Genomic DNA, 20,807 nt, shown 5'->3' with positions numbered 1-20,807 from the left:
CACACAAAAAAAGAGCCATCTATAATAGACGGCTCATTTTTTGACTTATGATTAATTAAACAATTAACCCAGTAATTCTGCTAACTGTTGACTGACTGCATCCACAGGTTGCGTACCGTCAAGCTTGAAGTATTTACAGTTACCTGCGTCCGCTTCAGCAGTGTAATACTCTACCAGTGGCTTAGTAGTAGTGTGATAAATACCAAGACGATCACGCACAGTCGCTTCTTTGTCATCATCACGGATCATCAAATCATCACCGGTTTCATCGTCTTTACCTTCCACTTTAGGTGGATTGTACACGACATGATAAACGCGACCAGAAGCAGCGTGAACACGACGACCGCCCATGCGCTCAACAATCACATCGTCCGGTACATCAAACTCAAGACAGTAATCAACCGCTACGCCTGCGTCTTTCATCGCATCTGCTTGAGGAATGGTGCGAGGGAAGCCATCAAGTAAGAAACCATTGGCACAATCTTCTTGTGCAATGCGCTCTTTGACCAAACCTATGATGATGTCATCAGATACCAACTGACCAGCATCCATCACTTTCTTTGCCGCTAGACCCATTTCTGTGCCAGCTTTGATAGCCGAACGCAACATGTCACCGGTTGAAATCTGTGGAATACCATATTTGCCCATTAAGAACTGAGCTTGAGTTCCCTTACCCGCGCCAGGTGCGCCTAATAATACGATGCGCATGGTGCATCCTCCATTTGTAATTTTAAAAAAGTAATAAGGCTAAAGTTACCCAACTAACGGAATGGTTGCAACCCTAAGTGGGTATCAATCCGCTTTCTTACGACTAATCGGTAACAAAAAAAGCGGATGCCTTTTTCAGGACATCCGCTCAAGGGGGTTCAAGCGTCGCTTACTTAGCTGCTTTTAGCAACAAGCTATTGACGTTTTTCACAAAGCTAGCAGGATCTTTTAAGCTACCTTGCTCTGATAAAGCTGCTTGATCAAACAACACCTCAGACCATTGCTTGAAAAGTTCCTCATCTTGCACATCCGCGATGTATTTGACTAATTCGTGCTCAGGGTTCAGTTCGAAGTGATATTCAACTTCTGGTACTGGCTGACCTGCCGCTTGCATTAACTTCATCATTTGCGTCGTCATACCGTTATCATCGGCTACAATCACGGCTGGCGATTCAGTTAGACGATGAGTAAATTTGACTTCTTTGACTTTAGTGCCTAAAGCCGTTTTGATGCGTTCTAATACACCTTCGACTTCTTTTTCAGCTGCTTCTTTGGCCTTCTTATCTTCTTCAGAATCCAACTCATCTAATGAGCCTTGCGCAATGGATTTGAACTGCTTTTCATTGAATTCAGTCAAATGCGACATCAACCATTCATCGATGCGTTCAGACATGAGTAAGACTTCAATGCCTTTCTTCTTAAAGATTTCAAGATGCGGGCTGGTCTTAGCCGCTTGATAAGAGTCCGCCACCACATAATAAATCTTATCTTGATCTTCGCCCATGCGCTCTATGTAATCCGCTAGAGAGACTGTCGGTGCATCTGAATCAGTGTGGGTAGAGGCAAAACGTAATAGACCTGCGATTTTTTCTTTATTAGAGAAGTCTTCTGCAGGACCTTCTTTGAGGACATTACCAAATTCAGCATAGAACTTAGTGTAGTCTTCAGGGTTGTTCTTCGCCATGCGCTCAAGCATTTGCAATACTTTCTTAGTACAGCCTTGACGCATTGATTGCGTGACTTTGTTGTCTTGCAAAATCTCACGCGATACGTTCAATGGCAAGTCATTAGAATCCAATAGACCTTTGACAAAGCGCAGATAACTTGGCATGAACTGCTCAGCGTCATCCATGATAAACACGCGCTGTACGTATAGTTTCAAGCCGTGTTTATGATCACGATTGTACAAATCAAATGGTGCTTTGCTTGGGATATACAATAATGACGTATATTCCGTTTTACCTTCCACTTTGTTGTGTGACCAAGTCAATGGATCGGTATAGTCATGCGAAACGTGCTTATAGAACGCTTTATACTCATCTTCAGAGATATCGCCTTTGTCACGAGTCCACAGTGCTTCGGCTTTGTTGATGGCTTCCCAATGCGCAGGTACCGCTGGGATTTTTTCGCCGCCTTCTTCAATCGGATCTTGTTCTGGTACTTCTTCTTTAAACATCTGTACCGGAATCGAAATGTGGTCAGAGTATTTGGTGATGATTGAACGCAAACGCCAATCATCCGCAAATTCTTTTTCTTCTTCACGCAATTTCAAGATAATTTGGGTACCACGGGTAGGCTTGTCGATTTGCGCCAGAGTGAATTCACCCTCGCCTTTTGAGGTCCATTCCACCCCTTCTGACGCATCTGCGCCAGCGGCACGAGTGCGTACAACCACTTCTTCAGCCACAATAAATGCAGAGTAAAAACCAACACCAAATTGACCAATCAACTGAGAGTCTTTCGCTTGGTCGCCCGATAAATTAGAGAAAAATTCTTTGGTACCAGACTTGGCAATGGTACCTAAATTGGCAATGACCTCATCTCGAGACATACCGATACCGTTGTCTTCGATGGTGACTGTTCCGGCTTCTTTATCAGCAGAAACTTTAACGGACAAATCACCGTCATTTTCGTACAACGCGTCATTTGATAATGCTTTAAAACGCAACTTATCCGCTGCGTCGGCGGCGTTAGAAACTAACTCACGCAAAAAGATCTCTTTGTTTGAATACAAAGAGTGGATCATCAGTTGTAAAAGCTGTTTTACTTCGGTTTGAAAACCGTGTGTTTCTTGTTGTGTGCCTTGAGGTTCCACAGTATCAGTCATCTTGACATGTCTCCTAGCTAATGATTTTAAAGACAAAAATTTCGATATTAGCTATGTAGGGATGACCGTGGGTTTTTCAAGGGTATTTTTGTGTGGTTGTGTAAATCCATTGATCCTAAAGCTGGCGACGACCACTAAATGCGTGTGCCAACGTGTTGCCATCAATGTATTCTAGCTCGCCACCCACGGGTACGCCATGGGCAATACGAGAGGCCGTGATATTTTGTTGCTGACACATTTGCGCAATATAATGCGCGGTCGCCTCCCCTTCAACGGTTGGGTTGGTTGCCAAAATCACTTCATTAATGTTGCCAACTTGAAGACGCTTAGCCAGGATGTCTAAGCCAATTTCATTTGGACCAATACCGTCAATCGGTGATAAGTGCCCCATCAGAACAAAATACGTACCGTGAAATTGCGTAGTTTGCTCTATCGCCAAAATATCCTGAGGAGACTCGACAATACATAATACCCCATTCGTTTGACGAGCATCATTAGCGCAAATATGACACATCTCGCTTTCGGTAAACGTTCGGCATTCATGGCAATGCTTCACATTGGCCATTGCAGCAGCAAGCGCTTCAGATAAACTTAACGCACCCTCTCGATTGCGTTCCAACAGATGAAACGCCATACGCTGTGCCGACTTAGCACCCACTCCTGGAAGGTGGCGCAAGGAATCAATCAGATCGCTGATGAGAGGGGAGTATTTCATTTAAAACGGCATTTTAAAACCTGGAGGTAACGGCATACCACCAGTGATATCTGACATTTTTTCTTTACTGGTTTCAGCCACACGACGCACAGCATCGTTACAAGCAGCAGCAAGTAAATCTTCAATCATGTCTTTGTCATCTTCCATTAATGAGTCGTCAAGGTGAACACGACGTACGTTGTGATTACACGTCATAGTCACTTTAACCATACCAGCACCAGCTTCACCGGTTACTTCGATATTGGCTAAGTCTTCTTGGGCTTTTTGCATGCGCTCTTGCATTTGTTGCGCCTGCTTCATGATGTTTCCCATTCCGCCTTTAAACATGATTTTTTCCTTTGGTATAAACGTATGTAATATGTGTATTATAAATGGTTACGGTTTTGGTTGCATAGAACCGTCTTTGACTTGCGCATTAAACGTATTCATCAACTTCTGCATATCCGGATCGCTTTCAAATAGCTGATTGGCATGTCGTAACCTAAATGCTTTGATTTTCTGTTTGATCTGCATCGGGGTGTTGTGCGCAACACCCACTTTTATCTGCAATTCAATGGGCTGCTGTAAATGCTTACTAATCGCCTCTTGGATCTTGTTGTGCAACGTATCGCTGAGCAAATGAGATTGATTGTCTTCCACTGTCAATGTGATTTGATTACCTGTGCGCTGCATCGCAGAATGCATCATCACCACTTGCATAAACGATTGTGGCTTGATGTGACTGATCATGTTTGACCATTCATCAATTTGCGCCTCATGCGTCAGTGTATCGCCATTAGGTAACTCCGCGACCAAATTATCTGGCGTAACTCCAGGCACAAGTGAATGCGCTTGCGCTTGATTATCTGTGCCCAATCCCATTTGTGAAGGATTTGTCTCAGGTAATATTGGCGCAGATGGTGCGAACTGGCTAGTTGGCTCTGGCTCTGGCTCTGGCTCTGCAAAATCTTCCGCTTCGGCGAGCTCTTTTTCACTAGGCACAAACTCACTGACCGAATTATGGGTTGTCTCTGTTTCACCTTCGGCGTTGATGGCTACATCTGATTCTATAGAGGGAGACTGCTTTGCTGTAGAGGCAGATGTATGTTCTTCATCTGTTTTTTTGACCGTGATGTGTTTAAGTGAGTCCAAAGCACCTAACAAGTCATCCGTTGCAGGCTTCTCTGCAACCGGTTCCGATTCAAAAGCATTGGGATGTTGCTGTTCAGCCTGAGCATAAATTTCATCTTGCTCCGCATACATCATCGCATTATCCGCATCGTCATCCATCGGTGGCACTTCATCTATATAAGCCGGTGCTGATACCGGCTCAATTGGAAAAGCGGATTCAATTTCAATAGGTGGCTCTGGCTCTGGCTCTGGCTCTGGCTCTGGCTCTGGCTCTGGCTCTGGCTCTGGCTCTGGCTCTGGCTCTGCAGGCATAGCAAACATATCATCAATGACAGTATCAAGGTCTTCTCGTTTAGGAGCGTCATTCTCTTCATCATTGGCTAAATCATCTTGAACTTGCTCGTTTTCAGCATTCCAAAGACTATCACTTTCTGACGCGTAATAATCAGTAGCAGGAGCTGAGGGCTCTACCGGAGCTGAAGGCTCTACAGGAGCTGAAGGCTCTACCGGAGCTGAAGGCTCTTGGTGTGCTTTGGGTTCCGCCACGGCAGTCGAATGCACTTTTGGCGTTTGTACATTGGCAAACACCACTTGCTCATCAATCTCAACACGGTGTTCCGCCATACCAGTACGAATCGCCTCTTCCATTTCAGGCGTGGGCGTTGCCGGAGTAAATGACAACAACCGCAATAACGTCATTTCAAGCCCTAAACGACCATCGGCTACATAAGGTAGGTCTTTTTTGCCTTGAATGACAAGTTGATAGAGTAACTGAACATGCTCAGGCGAGAAGGCTTTTGCCAACGTATAAATGGCTTTGGCACTAATGGTTTCTAACTTACACGCGTTGGGCACGAGTTGTGTCAAAGCTACTTGATGTAACAATGATAACAGCTCATCGTACACCGCTTGATAATCTGGAGACTGCACTGCAATGTCATTTACAAGCTCAATCACACGTTCAGAATCATTTTCCAATATCGCGTGCAATATTTTGAGCAACTGTGACTTATCCAGCAAGCCCAACATCGCAATCACCGTTTCTAGCGTAACTTGGTTATTGCCTTGTGCTATGGCTTGGTCTGTCAAGCTAAGCGCATCCCGCATTGAGCCATTAGCTGCGCGTGCCAGTTGCGCCAAGGCTGACGGTTCGTGAGTGATCTGTTCTTGGCTCAATACATGAGAAAGCTGTTGTTGTATTTGCTCGCGAGAAAGTGCTTTGAGATTAAACTGTAAACAACGTGACAAAATAGTCACAGGCAGTTTTTGTGGATCAGTGGTCGCTAATAAAAACTTGACGTGCTCGGGCGGCTCTTCTAGCGTTTTCAACAGTGCATTAAATGAGTGCTTAGAAAGCATGTGCACTTCGTCAATTAGATAAACTTTGTATTTACCACGCGTCGGACGATATTGCACATTATCAAGCAGCTCACGAGTGTCTTCTACTTTGGTTCGCGATGCGGCATCAATCTCGAGCAAGTCAACAAAACTGCCTCGGTCAATTTCTTGGCAAGTCCCGCAGACACCGCAGGGGTTAGCGCCTTGGCCCGTTTCACAATTGAGACTTTTAGCAAAAATTCGCGCAATGGTCGTTTTACCTACGCCTCGAGTCCCGGTAAACAAATAAGCGTGATGCAACCTATCATTGTCTAGCGCATTAGAAATAGCCGAGACAACGTGAGATTGCCCTACGAGTTCGGCAAATTTACTTGGCCGCCATTTACGTGCTAAGACCTGATAGCTCATAGATTAGTTAATCGCCTTCAAATTCACATAATGCGTAAGGAGTGATGTTTGCTTCGGCTAATTTATCTTCTCCACCAATATCTGGCAATGAAATAATAAATGCGGCATCTTCAACCACCCCACCGAGACGACGAACTAAATTAGCAGTCGCAACCATAGTACCACCTGTCGCGAGCAAATCGTCCACTAAGAGCACACGATCGCCTTCTTGTACCGCATCAGTATGCATTTCTAAATTGTCCGTACCATACTCTAACTCATACGCTTCACTGATGACTTCACGAGGTAATTTACCTGGCTTGCGCACAGGAATAAAACCGACGCCGAGAGCCAAAGCAAGTGGCGCACCAAAGAGAAAACCTCGGGCTTCAGTACCAGCAATTTTGTCGAATTTTTTATTTTTGTAATGTTCAACAAGTAGTTCAATACATTGTGAAAAGGCCTTGTGGTCTTCAAGAACACTGGTCACATCTCGAAACATGATCCCAGGTTTTGGGTAGTCTGGGATAGTTTTTACTACTGATTTTATGTATTCGCCCGGCAAGGTTAACCTCGTTTAAATGTGTTTACTTAGAAAAATAAAATACGTACCAACCACATAATACGTTTAATAACGGCATTGCCACTAAAACGCCTGCTGCTGCTAAAAGATAATAAATGTTAAATGGGTCTTTGAAATTTTCGTCGTTAGACATACTGCGACTTCCTAACTTGTTGTAGAGTACAAAAATAAAGAGCAAAGTTTACTGGAAACTTTGCTCGATTGATAGCGTTGAAAGGGAAATTATTGCGCTTTATAGCCGATGAGGAATCCTCCGCAGTGTTTGCCAGTATACTCATCAATGTGCGTCTGGTGCGATTTTGTGCAAGAGCGGTAAGGCATTCAAACCGTGTCGAAAATTTAGGCGGGTTTGTCTCTTGGATTTGAGTTTCGGTTTTTAGGGTCAAAAAGTAGGGAGTTCTCCTGATATGACTATTCGCTCACAGTGATATGCCAATGATAACCACCGTATTTACGAATATTGATGACTCTATCATTGTCTAGTAACCAATATTGTCCTTTTATCCCGAGAAGCCTGCCGGTAAAACCGCCTTCTTTTTCCAAGTTAATCGAGCTGACTTTTGTGGGATATTGTTGCACTGGATAGTGAATGTCTACCGCAGGGCTCTCAATTGATGTAACGGCTAGCAGACCATATTGAGCAAGAATATTGTCAATATCAGGTTGCACTTTTTTCATTATTTCGATTTTCAAAGCATCCAAATCCAGTGCTTCGTATTCATTTTTGAGCATGGTGCGCCAGTTGGTTTTATCACCTACATATTGCTTGCACGCGGTTTCCACTAACCCACTAACCAAGCGATTAGCGACTCTAAACATAGCGACTGCCTGAGTCGCCCCCTGATCGATCCATCGTGTCGACACACCCTGTTGTAGTTGCCGCGTAATGCCCACTTTAACGTTACCCGTATTAGATAGATAAACAATATGATCGTTAAAGCAATGCGCTTCTGCCCACTGTGGCTCACGACAAGTGCCTTTACTGTAATGACATAATTCGGGTTTTACGATACAGGTATCGCATTGAGCTAAGCGCTGTAAACAGGGATAGCAATATCCTTGATTAAAACTTTTGGACGTTGGACGGGCACAGTGAATACAAGTGATCGTCTGTTCGAATTGTACATTGAGTTGTTTACCAATGAATTGATTCATGGGAACGCGCTCGGCACCGATTGGCAAGGTATACTGTGCAATGTGTTGTGAATCAACTGAGGTGAGCATTTTTGCAACGGGGCCGGAGTAGTTCATATACATGTCTCTTGTTATTCTTTGTAATAGTTGGGCGATTGTATCATTTTTGTTAGGGACGTTTCGGCATAAAATACTGGGTATTTTGATAAAAACTTTGTCCTTGGTTGGGGTACCAACCTGGTACTCCAAGTATTGGTAATGGGGACATTTTGGTCGAAAATTGCCAATCGGATAAATACCCCAATAGTCGACGGTCAATATCTGTTAAATGCAGTGAAGTTGATTCTGTAATCACGTTTTGTGGCACTTCAATTGGAATGAATTTTGCTGTCAAGCCGATAAACGGGTTGAGTAGGCTTTCATACATGGCATGACCAAAAATCACGGCTTTACATTGCACTCCCCACTGCGTTTTATTGCGATAAAAGGCATCTTCCCACTCATGCTCTGCCAGCAAGCTTGGTACGTCGCATTCTTTGGTATGCAATAAGATAACGCCACATTCATCCCAGTGAGTAATCCTATCACGGTATCTTGAACGAGGGTGCAATCCATTGACTTCAATGTCTTGGACATGCCATTGATTAAGTTGGTATTTAGTGGATGGAAATTGAGACCAAATAAATGCATTAAACCAATCGTGGTAATTACTTCGGGTTGGCACGCTACGGGTCTTTTCGATGAAGCCTTCGTAGCCAAGTTTTTGCAATAATATACCGTTTTCACTTTGAGGTGATGGGTCATCAACTAAGCTCAATGGTAGTGTGAAAATCTTTTCCAGCTCTAAGGCAGTCGGCCAATCAACCTCGGGGTTGGGTAATAAATTTCGACAATCATCAAAACAGGGGTAATCTGTTGGGAGTATATTCATGCATGTTATTTTACCTGCTTCAGCCAAATATAAAAAGTCGTACCAACACCTTCTTCAGTGTCGACTTCAATTCGTCCCCCAAAGCTTTCAATTAAACTATAGCTAATATACAAACCTAACCCAGTGCCCTCGCCTTGGGGTTTTGTTGTGTAGAAAGGTTCAAAAATTCGCGCGGCAGATTCCTCTGACATACCACAACCACTATCACTGATAGAAATGCACACTTCATCGTCTAGCGAGCTTGTCGTGATGGTCATTTCGCCTTTCCCAGACATAGCATATGAAGCATTCACAAATAAATTCACCAACACTTGATTAAATGGCCCTGCAGTTCCTTTTGCTAGAAGTTCATTCGTCAAATTCAAGATGACATCGATATTTTGAAATTTAGAGTTCACCACACGCAATGAATCTTTGATGCAGCGGGTTATGTCTACGAATAGGGCATCATTATCGTCACCTTGGCGCACAAAAGACTGCAGACTATCGACGATATCTTTAACCCGTGCCACACCATCCACCATTTCTTCACACAGATCATCATATTCCTCTATCAATTCATCACATTGAAAATATGGAAAGAGGTTTTCAATAAGTTCTAATTTGTGCTCAGCCGAATCCTGTCCCTTTAAAATTCGATGCAACTCTGTAAAAAATCCTTTTAACTTAGGGGCGTAACTGGTTAGATATTCTACATTGGATTTGACAAACCCGATGGGGTTATTGATTTCATGCGCAACGCCGGCTGCGAGCAAACCTAAAGAAGCCATTCGTTCAGATTGAAACATCGAACGTTCAACAAGGGCTTTCTCTTCTCTTAACCGTTCTGTGGCCAGAGCCTCTAGCTTTGCTTTGACAGATAAGATCGTCTGCTCTATAAAGTCTCGATATCGGGTCGCTATGCTAACGTGTTCTTGAGTATAAAAGCCAATCTCTGTCGCGCAAAATACCATTATAGAGGTGTGTCCTTCTTCTTTGAGCGGACAATACATAACAGACTTAATGTCGTTATGAAAAATATCTTGATGTTGCCAAGCTGGCTGGATCCCAATATTAAAAATTGCACTCGGCTTACCTTGCATCACCGATGCTAACACCGGATCCATCTGCCACACGGTTTCAGCAAAACGGATATCAGTAGAATGCATACAAATTAACTGATCGAGTTCAGATGGCACAAGAATGAAACAGTCACGATTTGGGATAATTTTGCCAAACATTCCGAACATTTTGTCATAGAGTTCATCACGTGATGACGCTTCTAAAATATCGCGCATACCATGCAACAAAATATCGCTTTCTTTACGCAGCGACTCCGCTTGTTCTTTCAAGCGATAAATCAAATTGAGGTTTTCGAGCAAGGACTCTTTTTCAAGACTCATCGTGCAAAAGCTACCGCTGAAATCATTAAATTACCATGTCTATTTTGACCATCCAAAAAAGCACCTTGTTCACCGAATGTATAGGCTGCACAAATTGGGATGTTAGGTAAAAATGCTGCTAAGAAAGTTTGCATTTGGCTTACATTATCGCCAATGGTTAGCATACAGCCACCGCAATAAATCATAAGTACACCGGCACATTCACTCCCATCTGGTAATAAATCAATGGCGTTCTTAGCAACAACAGATGCTCTTTGCACGAGTCCTTCTACACTGCCTGTCATTAATGTTAACTCTTGACCTTCATCAATATGAGAAAACAAAGTTAATTCACCTTTGGTCGTCACCGAGTCGGGATGCGATAAAAGATACTCAGGTATCCCTATTGTATTGGGAATGGCTCTACCTAATGGGAAAAGAGTGGTATTGCCGAGCACATTTCCACCTAGAATAGCGTGCTCAATGGCCCCTTCTGTCAGTTCGTTGTAGCGCTTAGCAGCAGTTTGACCGTCAAACTTTGCAACAACGCGTTCTGAACAATATTGAGCAATAAGCGTCGTATCGGTTGGTTCATAACCAGAGCTATAGGAATAGCCAATGGCATGGCTTGGTTGTAATGTTACAACCACGACTGATGCTGTACCAATATCAGTACGTGAACCTTGTTGCCATTGCCCGGAAACATCATTGTCAGCAGAGCTACCACCAAATACAGGAACATTTGGACCAACAATATCAGCAAAGCCCTGAATCAGCTCTTCTTCTTGGCCAGGAGGCATGATGGACCAAATAAGCGCGGGCGTTTCATAAGGATTGGCAGAAGTACTGATCGCTTGAGTTAACGCATCCTGAGCTGCTTTTCTTGGATTATCTGAAGATACATCAGCAATACCAACACCATAACAGCCAGAAGGGTCAGAGATGCCAAAAACCACAATTTGCGCTTTCGCATTAGCACCAATCTCATTAATGCCCAATGCACCTTGACATGACGAAGACAGTGCAATTGGACATGAAAAATATTCAAGAAGATACAGTCTTATCGAACTGACATTGTGATCTGTATTGAAATACACAATTAACAAATCGTAATCATCATGCTGAGACTTAAGCTGCTTAATAATATCCGATAGTGCTGTATCAGTGTTGGAGTGGCTAGTGTGTGCGTTAACAATATCCATATCACTCTCATATTTAAAATATCAGTAATAATATATCCGCACACTACGGGAAATATTTAAGATTTTAACGTTCACAAAAAACTTGTTAAACAGAAAATAAAAAACCCCAGAAACACACAAGGCCCACCCGTTAGGGTGAGCCTTGTGTATAAATAGGAGCTCCGTCCCGGCAAGGTCTACCGACGGTGGACGATATGCTACTCTCCAATGCCAGCACATCATATTGCTATGCTGCATAAACAAAAAAGCCCACACAAGGTGGGCTTTTTCGTTAATAGGAGCTTGGCGATGTGCTACATTACTCCGGGCATCCTGCCCTCCGCCCTTCGGGCCGACCTTTGGTCGTTCCAAATCGTTCCTGACGATTTGGTCACTGCGTTCGAGTAGCACTCATATACCAGACATAATAAAAAACCCCCAGCCGTAAGGCTGAGGGTTGTTTTATTAGGAGCTTGGCGATGTGCTACTCTCACATGGGGAAGCCCCACACTACCATCGCCGCTAATACGTTTCACTACTGAGTTCGGGATGGAGTCAGGTGGTTCCGTATTGCTATCGTCGCCAAGCATAAACTGGTTATGCTTTAACTATCTGGAAAAATCTGATATCGCTCTATTCTCTATTGATAAGTAACACTACTTTATCTTTGTTCTGTAATTGTGTGTATTTCTACACTTGGCTTGTCACACACCTTCCACTTACTCACTCGCAAGCAGCTTAGGCGTTGTATGATTAAGCCGCACGGGCAATTAGTACAGGTTAGCTTAACGCCTTGCAACGCTTCCACACCCTGCCTATCAACGTCGTCGTCTACAACAACCCTTTAGAGACCTTAAAGGTCTAGGGAAGATTCATCTTTGGGCCGGCTTCCCGCTTAGATGCTTTCAGCGGTTATCCGTTCCGAACGTAGCTACCGGGCAATGCCTTTGGCAAAACAACCCGAACACCAGCGGTTCGTCCACTCCGGTCCTCTCGTACTAGGAGCAGCTCCCATCAATCTTCCAACGCCCACACCAGATAGGGACCGAACTGTCTCACGACGTTCTAAACCCAGCTCGCGTACCACTTTAAATGGCGAACAGCCATACCCTTGGGACCGACTTCAGCCCCAGGATGTGATGAGCCGACATCGAGGTGCCAAACACCGCCGTCGATATGAACTCTTGGGCGGTATCAGCCTGTTATCCCCGGAGTACCTTTTATCCGTTGAGCGATGGCCCTTCCATTCAGAACCACCGGATCACTATGACCTACTTTCGTACCTGCTCGACGTGTCTGTCTCGCAGTTAAGCTAGCTTATGCCATTGCACTAACCTCACGATGTCCGACCGTGATTAGCTAACCTTCGTGCTCCTCCGTTACTATTTGGGAGGAGACCGCCCCAGTCAAACTACCCACCAGACACTGTCCACAACCCCGATAAGGGGCCTATGTAGAACATCAAACATACAAGGGTGGTATTTCAAGGACGGCTCCACATCATCTAGCGACAATGATTCATAGCCTCCCACCTATCCTACACATGTAGGTTCAATGTTCAGTGCCAAGCTGTAGTAAAGGTTCACGGGGTCTTTCCGTCTAGGTGCGGGAACACTGCATCTTCACAGCAAGTTCAATTTCACTGAGTCTCGGGTGGAGACAGCGTGGCCATGGTTACACCATTCGTGCAGGTCGGAACTTACCCGACAAGGAATTTCGCTACCTTAGGACCGTTATAGTTACGGCCGCCGTTTACCGGGGCTTCGATCAAGAGCTTCGCTTACGCTAACCCCATCAATTAACCTTCCGGCACCGGGCAGGTGTCACACCGTATACGTCATCTTTCGATTTTGCACAGTGCTGTGTTTTTAATAAACAGTCCCAGCCACCTGGTCACTGCGACCCCCATCCGCTTAGGAAGCAAGTTCCATCACAGACAGGGGCGTACCTTCTCCCGAAGTTACGGTACTATTTTGCCGAGTTCCTTCACCCGAGTTCTCTCAAGCGCCTTAGTATTCTCTACCTGACCACCTGTGTCGGTTTGGGGTACGGTTCATATAATCATAAGTTTAGAAGATTTTCCTGGAAGCCGGGCATCAACCACTTCAGCTCCGTAGAGCCTCGTCTCGTGTCTCAGGCATATAGATTACCGGATTTTCCTAGTAATCAACCCTACGCACTTTCACGTGGACAACCAACGCCACGATGGCCTAGCCTTCTCCGTCCCTCCATCACTGATTATACAAGTACGGGAATATTAACCCGTTTCCCATCGACTACGCATTTCTGCCTCGCCTTAGGGGCCGACTTACCCTGCCCTGATTAGCATGGGACAGGAAACCTTGGTCTTCCGGCGTGGGGGTTTTTCACCCCCATTATCGTTACTCATGTCAGCATTCGCACTTGTGATACCTCCAGCATGCTTCTCAACACACCTTCAACAGCTTACACAACGCTCCCCTACCCAGCGTACAAGTACGCTGCCGCAGCTTCGGTATATTGCTTAGCCCCGTTACATCTTCCGCGCAGGCCGACTCGACTAGTGAGCTATTACGCTTTCTTTAAAGGGTGGCTGCTTCTAAGCCAACCTCCTAGCTGTCTTAGCCTTCCCACATCGTTTCCCACTTAGCAATATTTTGGGACCTTAGCTGGCGGTCTGGGTTGTTTCCCTCTCCACGACGGACGTTAGCACCCGCCGTGTGTCTCCCGGATAGTTCTCATCGGTATTCGGAGTTTGCAAAGGGTTGGTAAGTCGGGATGACCCCCTAGCCTTAACAGTGCTCTACCCCCAATGGAATTCGTCCGAGGCTCTACCTAAATAGATTTCGGGGAGAACCAGCTATCTCCCGGTTTGATTGGCCTTTCACCCCCAGCCACAAGTCATCTCCTAATTTTTCAACATTAGTGAGTTCGGTCCTCCAGTTGATGTTACTCAACCTTCAACCTGCCCATGGCTAGATCACCGGGTTTCGGGTCTATACCTAGCAACTAAACGCGCAGTTAACACTCGCTTTCGCTACGGCTCCCCTAGTCGGTTAACCTCGCTACTAAATATAAGTCGCTGACCCATTATACAAAAGGTACGCAGTCACACCACGAAGGTGCTCCCACTGCTTGTACGTATACGGTTTCAGGTTCTATTTCACTCCCCTCACAGGGGTTCTTTTCGCCTTTCCCTCACGGTACTGGTTCACTATCGGTCAGTTAGGAGTATTTAGCCTTGGAGGATGGTCCCCCCATCTTCAGTCAAGATAACACGTGTCCCGACCTACTTAATATGTGAACATTGCGTCTTCATGTACGGGGCTATCACCCTGTATCGCCAAGCTTTCCAACTTGTTCCACTAACACAATATCCATCGGCTGTTGCCCGTTCGCTCGCCGCTACTAAGGCAATCTCAATTGATTTCTCTTCCTACGGGTACTTAGATGTTTCAGTTCCCCGCGTTTGCCTCTTACACCTATGTATTCAGTGCAAGATACCAACAAGTGGTGGGTTTCCCCATTCGGAAATCTTTGGGTATAACGCGTTTTATCAGCTCCCCAAAGCTTATCGCAGATTAACACGTCCTTCATCGCCTCTAACTGCCAAGGCATCCACCGTATACGCTTAGTCACTTAATCATACAACCCTAAACCGCCTTTTGTATGCGCCAACACATGAGAGTTGGCATGTCTAAGCATTCGGTTTATTCATTCCACTTGAGCATAAATGCACAAGCTTCGTTGCATGGTGACAAGCTAATCACAGTTCGTCAGATAAAGTAGTTTAGACGTTGGATAACATTATCTTATTGCTAAGAAACATCATCAAACTCTCTCAGTTACTATATCGTTATAGAATATAATTAATATCAGCTTTTCCAAATTGTTAAAGAACATATAAGGCTTTAAAAAACCTTAATGTTTATACATAACTTCATATATAAACACTAAGGCATTCTTCCCTCTAGACTAGACCGTCTTCACCGCGATAATGGTGGAGCTAAGCAGGATCGAACTGCTGACCTCCTGAATGCAAATCAGGCGCTCTCCCAGCTGAGCTATAGCCCCAATGTATCGCTAGACTACCCCAAGTTGCTAACCACCACACCTTCCAAGCAAATCTTGGTACAGCGAAAATTTGGGTAGGCAAGGCGGACATGAGCGTCGTGTATTAATAATACACAAGCGATTGTCCAACACAGCTTACGCAAATTTTGGTAGGCCTGGGCAGACTTGAACTGCCGACCTCACCCTTATCAGGGGTGCGCTCTAACCAGCTGAGCTACAGGCCTGCAATCTTAGGCGTCTTTGTCTTCTTCTAAATAACAAAACAATCTGTGTGAACACTACATTAAGAAGTCTACGACTTTCTTAGTAAGGAGGTGATCCAACCCCAGGTTCCCCTAGGGTTACCTTGTTACGACTTCACCCCAGTCATGAAACACAAAGTGGTAATCGTCCTCCCGAAGGTTAGACTAACTACTTCTTTTGCATCCCACTCCCATGGTGTGACGGGCGGTGTGTACAAGGCCCGGGAACGTATTCACCGCAGTATGCTGACCTGCGATTACTAGCGATTCCGACTTCATGGAGTCGAGTTGCAGACTCCAATCCGGACTACGACGAGCTTTAAGGGGTCCGCTTACCCTCGCAGGTTCGCCTCCCTCTGTACTCGCCATTGTAGCACGTGTGTAGCCCTACACGTAAGGGCCATGATGACTTGACGTCGTCCCCACCTTCCTCCGGTTTGTCACCGGCAGTCTCCTTAGAGTGCCCAACTAAATGATGGCAACTAAGGACAAGGGTTGCGCTCGTTGCGGGACTTAACCCAACATCTCACGACACGAGCTGACGACAGCCATGCAGCACCTGTCCCAGCGTTCCCGAAGGCACCAAAGCATCTCTGCTAAGTTCGCTGAATGTCAAGTGTAGGTAAGGTTCTTCGCGTTGCATCGAATTAAACCACATGCTCCACCGCTTGTGCGGGCCCCCGTCAATTCATTTGAGTTTTAATCTTGCGACCGTACTCCCCAGGCGGTCTACTTAGCGCGTTAGCTTCGCTACACACGTATTAAATACACATACAGCTAGTAGACAGCGTTTACGGTGTGGACTACCAGGGTATCTAATCCTGTTCGCTACCCACACTTTCGCACATGAGCGTCAGTCTTTGGCCAGAGAGCTGCCTTCGCCATTGATGTTCCTTCTGATCTCTACGCATTTCACCGCTACACCAGAAATTCCACTCCCCTCTCCAAGACTCTAGTCTGCCAGTTCCAAATGACCATCCCACGTTAAGCGCGGGGCTTTCACATCTAGCTTAACAAACCGCCTGCGTGCGCTTTACGCCCAGTAATTCCGATTAACGCTCGCACCCTCCGTATTACCGCGGCTGCTGGCACGGAGTTAGCCGGTGCTTCTTCTGTGGTTAACGTCACGGCTAGCAGGTATTAACTACTAACTTTTCCTCACCACTGAAAGTGCTTTACAACCCGAAGGCCTTCTTCACACACGCGGCATGGCTGCATCAGGGTTCCCCCCATTGTGCAATATTCCCCACTGCTGCCTCCCGTAGGAGTCTGGGCCGTGTCTCAGTCCCAGTGTGGCTGATCTTCCTCTCAGAACAGCTAGAGATCGTCGCCTTGGTAAGCCTTTACCTTACCAACTAGCTAATCTCACTTGGGCCTCTCTCTGCGCGTGAGCCTAAGCCCACTTTGGTTCGAAAACATTATGCGGTATTAGCCATCGTTTCCAATGGTTATCCCCCTCGCAAAGGCAAGTTCCCAAGCATTACTCACCCGTCCGCCACTCGTCAGCAAAGTGCAAGCACTTTCTGTTACCGTTCGACTTGCATGTGTTAGGCCTGCCGCCAGCGTTCAATCTGAGCCATGATCAAACTCTTCAATTAAAATATATCGAAATATGAATTGTCGTTGTGACACTCTTAATGAGTGCCCACACAAATTGTCTTGTTATCTGATTGTTAAAGAACGTTGAAGCCGGAGCTTCGTGCTTGTTGAGGTGTTCCTCTCAAGCGGGATGCGTATGATACGCTTTTGATTTTCAGTGTCAATCTTTTTTTTATGTTTTTTGTGATTATTTTCACTCAAAACAGATTGACCAAAAATCCCGCAAACCCAGATAAAATCTAGTCTTGCTGTCGCTTTAAGCGGTTACCCCCTCAAGCGAGATGCGCATTGTACAGACTTAATTTATCTCGTCAATACTTTATTTGAATTTATTTCATTTAAATACAAAAAAACCGAGCAAAGCTCGGCCTTTTGTTCTGGTTACTTTGGTTATTAAGCCGGAGAACCAGAATCAGTTCCATTGTTAGATCCTTTTTCAGCTTGGATCCTCATGTAAATTTCTTCACGATGAACTGATACTTCTTTGGGGGCGTTCACACCGATGCGAACTTGGTTGCCTTTCACACCAAGTACGGTAACGGTTACATCGTCTCCCACCATTAAAGTTTCTCCAACACGACGAGTTAAGATAAGCATTGCTTTGCTCCTGTTCCTTATAATTATCATCCATGTGTTTGTGAAAACGTATGGTTCACTTCTTCCATGTTGTTTCGTTCACACGAAAACACTGTCCTAAGTATTATTCAATAAATCGAAAATACTAAATTTTTTCTTGTATAAATTGATATACCGAGTCTAGTGCCTTGTCCAAGTGCTCAGGTTGAGTTCCCCCAGCTTGAGCCATATCAGGTCTACCGCCCCCTTTACCACCAACTTGCATAGCAACAAAGTTAACCAGTTCACCTGCTTTTACAACATTAACCAAATCACTTGTCACTCCAGCAATTAAGTTAACCTTGCCAACTCCTGGCACACCTAATACGATGAAACCAGAGGAAAGGTTTTGTTTCAACTCATCTAACATCCCGCGTAGGGCTTTTGCTTCAACACCTGGTAGGTTTGCAACCAACAGGTTGTAATCTCCTACTTTCTTAACTTGACTGAGCAAATCGTTGCTCTGAGAAGACGCCAGTTTTTGTTTGAGTTGAATGAGTTCTTTTTCTAATTTTTTGAACGAATCTTGTTGCAGCTGTGCTTTGCTAACGATGCCAGCTAAGTCAGATTTGAGTACAGCAGCTACAGATTGCAACGATGCTTGCTGTGCTTGTATGGCTCTTAGTGCAATTTCACCCGTTACGGCTTCAATGCGTCGTACACCAGAAGCAATACCACTTTCTGAGGTAATTTTGAATAAACCGATGTCACCTGTTGCGTCAACATGAGTACCACCACAGAGTTCAGTCGAAAACGCACCCATGGATACCACACGGACTTCATCGTCGTATTTTTCACCGAACAGTGCCATCGCCCCTGCCGCTTTTGCTGCTTCCAAATCCATCAATTGAGTTTGTAATGTATGGTTTTGACGAATTTGAGCGTTCACCATTGACTCAATTTCTTCAAGCTGTTCATTAGTAATCGATTCAAAATGCGCAAAATCAAAGCGGAGTTTTTCATGATCCACTAACGAACCTTTTTGTTGCACATGCTCACCCAGTAACGATCTTAACGCTGCATGCAATAAGTGAGTTGCTGAGTGATTGAGCTTAATGGCTTGACGTCGAGAAGTATCAATAGCGGTGTTAACAACGTCACCCACTTTTAATAATTGTTGTGCAACACCTTGATGACCAAATGCATTGCTTACTTTTTGTGTATCTTGTACCACAAAAAGCACATCACCGGATGTAGAAAGTAAATCACCTGAGTCGCCAACTTGACCACCCGATTCTGCATAAAATGCGGTCTTATCTAAAATAACGAGCGCTGTTTGGCCTGGAGTTACTGATTCAACCGATTGGTTGTCCACTATGAGTTCAAGCACCGTCGCGTCAGACACAGTTTTATCATAACCGGTAAATTCAGTTTGATGGCTTATACTCAACAACTCATTGTAATCGGTACCAAAATTACTTGCCGACTGTGCTCTTTCACGCTGCTCTTGCATCGCCTTGGCGAAGCCATCTTCATCAATCGTAAAATTTTGTTCGCGCGCCACATCAGCGGTTAAATCTGCAGGGAAACCATAGGTATCATATAACTTGAAAACCGTCTGGCCAGGGATCACACTTCCTTCAAGGTCAGCTAACGCTGCGTTTAAGATTTGCATCCCTCTATCAAGTGTTTTTGCAAACTGCTCTTCTTCTACACGCAAGACTTTTTCAATCACCGGTTGTTGAGCAGCTAGTTCCGGATACGCTTCACCCATTTGAGTGTTTAACGCAGAAACTAATTTGTAGAAAAAGATATCATCTGCACCCAACTTATATCCATGACGCACTGCACGACGAATAATTCGACGTAAAACATATCCGCGACCTTCGTTAGATGGCATCACACCATCGGCAATCAAAAATGCACAAGAACGTATATGGTCGGCAATCACTCGAAGTGATTTGTCTTCAAGATCAGTTGTGCCAACAACATCAGCCGCGGCTTTTATGAGCGCTTGAAAAATATCAATCTCATAGTTGCTGTGCACATTTTGTAGAATGGCTGATATGCGTTCTAATCCCATTCCCGTATCGATCGATGGTTTGGGCAAAGGTGCCATTGTGCCATCAGCAGAACGGTTGAACTGCATAAAAACTAGGTTCCAAATTTCAATAAAACGATCGCCATCCTCTTCAGGTGAACCTGGAGGACCGCCCCAGATGTGTTCGCCGTGATCGTAAAATATCTCAGAACAAGGACCACAAGGACCGGTATCGCCCATTGACCAGAAATTGTCTGATGTAGCAATACGGATTATTTTTTCTTCTGACAAACCGATTTCGTTTTGCCAAATACCATAGGCCTCATCGTCTTCAGCATAAACAGTGACAAGAAGCTTTTCTTTAGGCAGACCCAACTCTACCGTCAAAAATTCCCACGCGAAGCGAATCGCATCGTTTTTAAAGTAGTCGCCAAAGGAGAAGTTACCCAGCATTTCAAAAAAGGTATGATGACGCGCCGTGTAACCTACATTATCTAAGTCATTGTGTTTACCACCGGCACGAACACAACGTTGCGACGACACTGCGCGCTGGTAGATACGTTGTTCTGTCCCTAAAAAAACGTCTTTAAACTGATTCATGCCGGCATTGGTAAATAATAATGTCGGATCGTCTGCAGGAACGAGCGAAGATGAAGCCACCGTTTGATGACCCTGCTTGGCAAAATAATCTAAAAAGGATTGTCTGATTTGAGCGGTAGTACGCACCATTTTCGTTCCTGTAAAATGCTATAAAATAAAAGG

General features: G+C 44.9%; 13 protein-coding genes, 2 tRNA genes and 3 rRNA genes. All 18 read right to left on the bottom strand.

Going from position 1 to position 20,807, the window contains the following annotated elements; all coding sequences use genetic code 11:
• Positions 1-63 precede the first annotated feature (63 nt).
• A complete protein-coding gene (gene adk / locus NLG07_RS07465; RefSeq protein WP_254854847.1) occupies positions 64-708 on the bottom strand; it encodes an adenylate kinase in 645 nt (214 codons plus the stop codon).
• 169 nt (positions 709-877) lie between these two features.
• Complete coding sequence (gene htpG, locus NLG07_RS07460) at positions 878-2,815, bottom strand: molecular chaperone HtpG (protein WP_254854846.1); 1,938 nt, start codon at positions 2,813-2,815, stop codon at positions 878-880.
• 115 nt (positions 2,816-2,930) lie between these two features.
• Positions 2,931-3,530: a recombination mediator RecR gene (recR, locus tag NLG07_RS07455; RefSeq protein WP_254854845.1), complete on the bottom strand. Its 600-nt coding sequence runs from the start codon at positions 3,528-3,530 to the stop codon at positions 2,931-2,933.
• Positions 3,531-3,857, bottom strand: a complete 327-nt coding sequence (locus tag NLG07_RS07450) for a YbaB/EbfC family nucleoid-associated protein (protein WP_254854844.1) — start codon at positions 3,855-3,857, stop codon at positions 3,531-3,533. It abuts the gene before it with no gap.
• A gap of 48 nt (positions 3,858-3,905) precedes the next feature.
• Positions 3,906-6,386 carry a DNA polymerase III subunit gamma/tau gene (dnaX, locus tag NLG07_RS07445; RefSeq protein ID WP_254854843.1) on the bottom strand — a complete coding sequence of 827 codons (2,481 nt, stop codon included), beginning with the start codon at positions 6,384-6,386 and terminating at the stop codon, positions 3,906-3,908.
• 7 nt (positions 6,387-6,393) lie between these two features.
• Complete coding sequence (gene apt, locus NLG07_RS07440) at positions 6,394-6,930, bottom strand: adenine phosphoribosyltransferase (protein WP_254854842.1); 537 nt, start codon at positions 6,928-6,930, stop codon at positions 6,394-6,396.
• A gap of 22 nt (positions 6,931-6,952) precedes the next feature.
• Positions 6,953-7,081: a hypothetical protein gene (locus NLG07_RS11880; RefSeq protein ID WP_303049194.1), complete on the bottom strand. Its 129-nt coding sequence runs from the start codon at positions 7,079-7,081 to the stop codon at positions 6,953-6,955.
• 278 nt (positions 7,082-7,359) lie between these two features.
• Complete coding sequence (locus NLG07_RS07435; RefSeq protein WP_254854841.1) at positions 7,360-8,205, bottom strand: DUF2797 domain-containing protein; 846 nt, start codon at positions 8,203-8,205, stop codon at positions 7,360-7,362.
• A 46-nt stretch (positions 8,206-8,251) separates the two neighbouring features.
• Positions 8,252-9,013, bottom strand: a complete 762-nt coding sequence (locus tag NLG07_RS07430; RefSeq protein WP_254854840.1) for a DUF3025 domain-containing protein — start codon at positions 9,011-9,013, stop codon at positions 8,252-8,254.
• Positions 9,014-9,018: 5 nt separating this feature from the next.
• On the bottom strand, positions 9,019-10,395 hold the full coding sequence (locus tag NLG07_RS07425) for an ATP-binding protein (protein ID WP_254854839.1): 1,377 nt from the start codon (positions 10,393-10,395) through the stop codon (positions 9,019-9,021).
• Positions 10,392-11,576, bottom strand: coding sequence for an FIST signal transduction protein (locus tag NLG07_RS07420; protein ID WP_254854838.1), 1,185 nt, complete (start codon positions 11,574-11,576; stop codon positions 10,392-10,394). The genes NLG07_RS07425 and NLG07_RS07420 overlap by 4 nt, the downstream gene beginning before the upstream one ends.
• A 450-nt stretch (positions 11,577-12,026) precedes the next feature.
• Positions 12,027-12,142, bottom strand: a 5S ribosomal RNA gene (rrf, locus tag NLG07_RS07415).
• A 162-nt stretch (positions 12,143-12,304) separates the two neighbouring features.
• Positions 12,305-15,179, bottom strand: a 23S ribosomal RNA gene (locus NLG07_RS07410).
• Positions 15,180-15,532: 353 nt separating this feature from the next.
• Positions 15,533-15,608, bottom strand: a tRNA-Ala gene (locus NLG07_RS07405).
• Between the two features lie 147 nt (positions 15,609-15,755).
• Positions 15,756-15,832, bottom strand: a tRNA-Ile gene (locus NLG07_RS07400).
• An 83-nt stretch (positions 15,833-15,915) separates the two neighbouring features.
• A 16S ribosomal RNA gene (locus NLG07_RS07395) occupies positions 15,916-17,448 on the bottom strand.
• The 16S, 23S and 5S rRNA genes sit together here with 2 tRNA genes alongside, the layout of an rRNA operon.
• Positions 17,449-17,842: 394 nt before the next feature.
• Positions 17,843-18,046, bottom strand: coding sequence for a carbon storage regulator CsrA (gene csrA, locus NLG07_RS07390; protein ID WP_254854837.1), 204 nt, complete (start codon positions 18,044-18,046; stop codon positions 17,843-17,845).
• Positions 18,047-18,170: 124 nt separating this feature from the next.
• Positions 18,171-20,774, bottom strand: a complete 2,604-nt coding sequence (gene alaS, locus NLG07_RS07385) for an alanine--tRNA ligase (RefSeq protein ID WP_254854836.1) — start codon at positions 20,772-20,774, stop codon at positions 18,171-18,173.
• Positions 20,775-20,807 lie beyond the last annotated feature (33 nt).

Source organism: Alteromonas sp. LMIT006 (assembly GCF_024300645.1).
Lineage (GTDB): Bacteria > Pseudomonadota > Gammaproteobacteria > Enterobacterales > Alteromonadaceae > Opacimonas > Opacimonas immobilis.
Note: the sequence above shows the minus strand (reverse complement) of the source record. Positions and strands in the feature narration are given on the sequence as shown.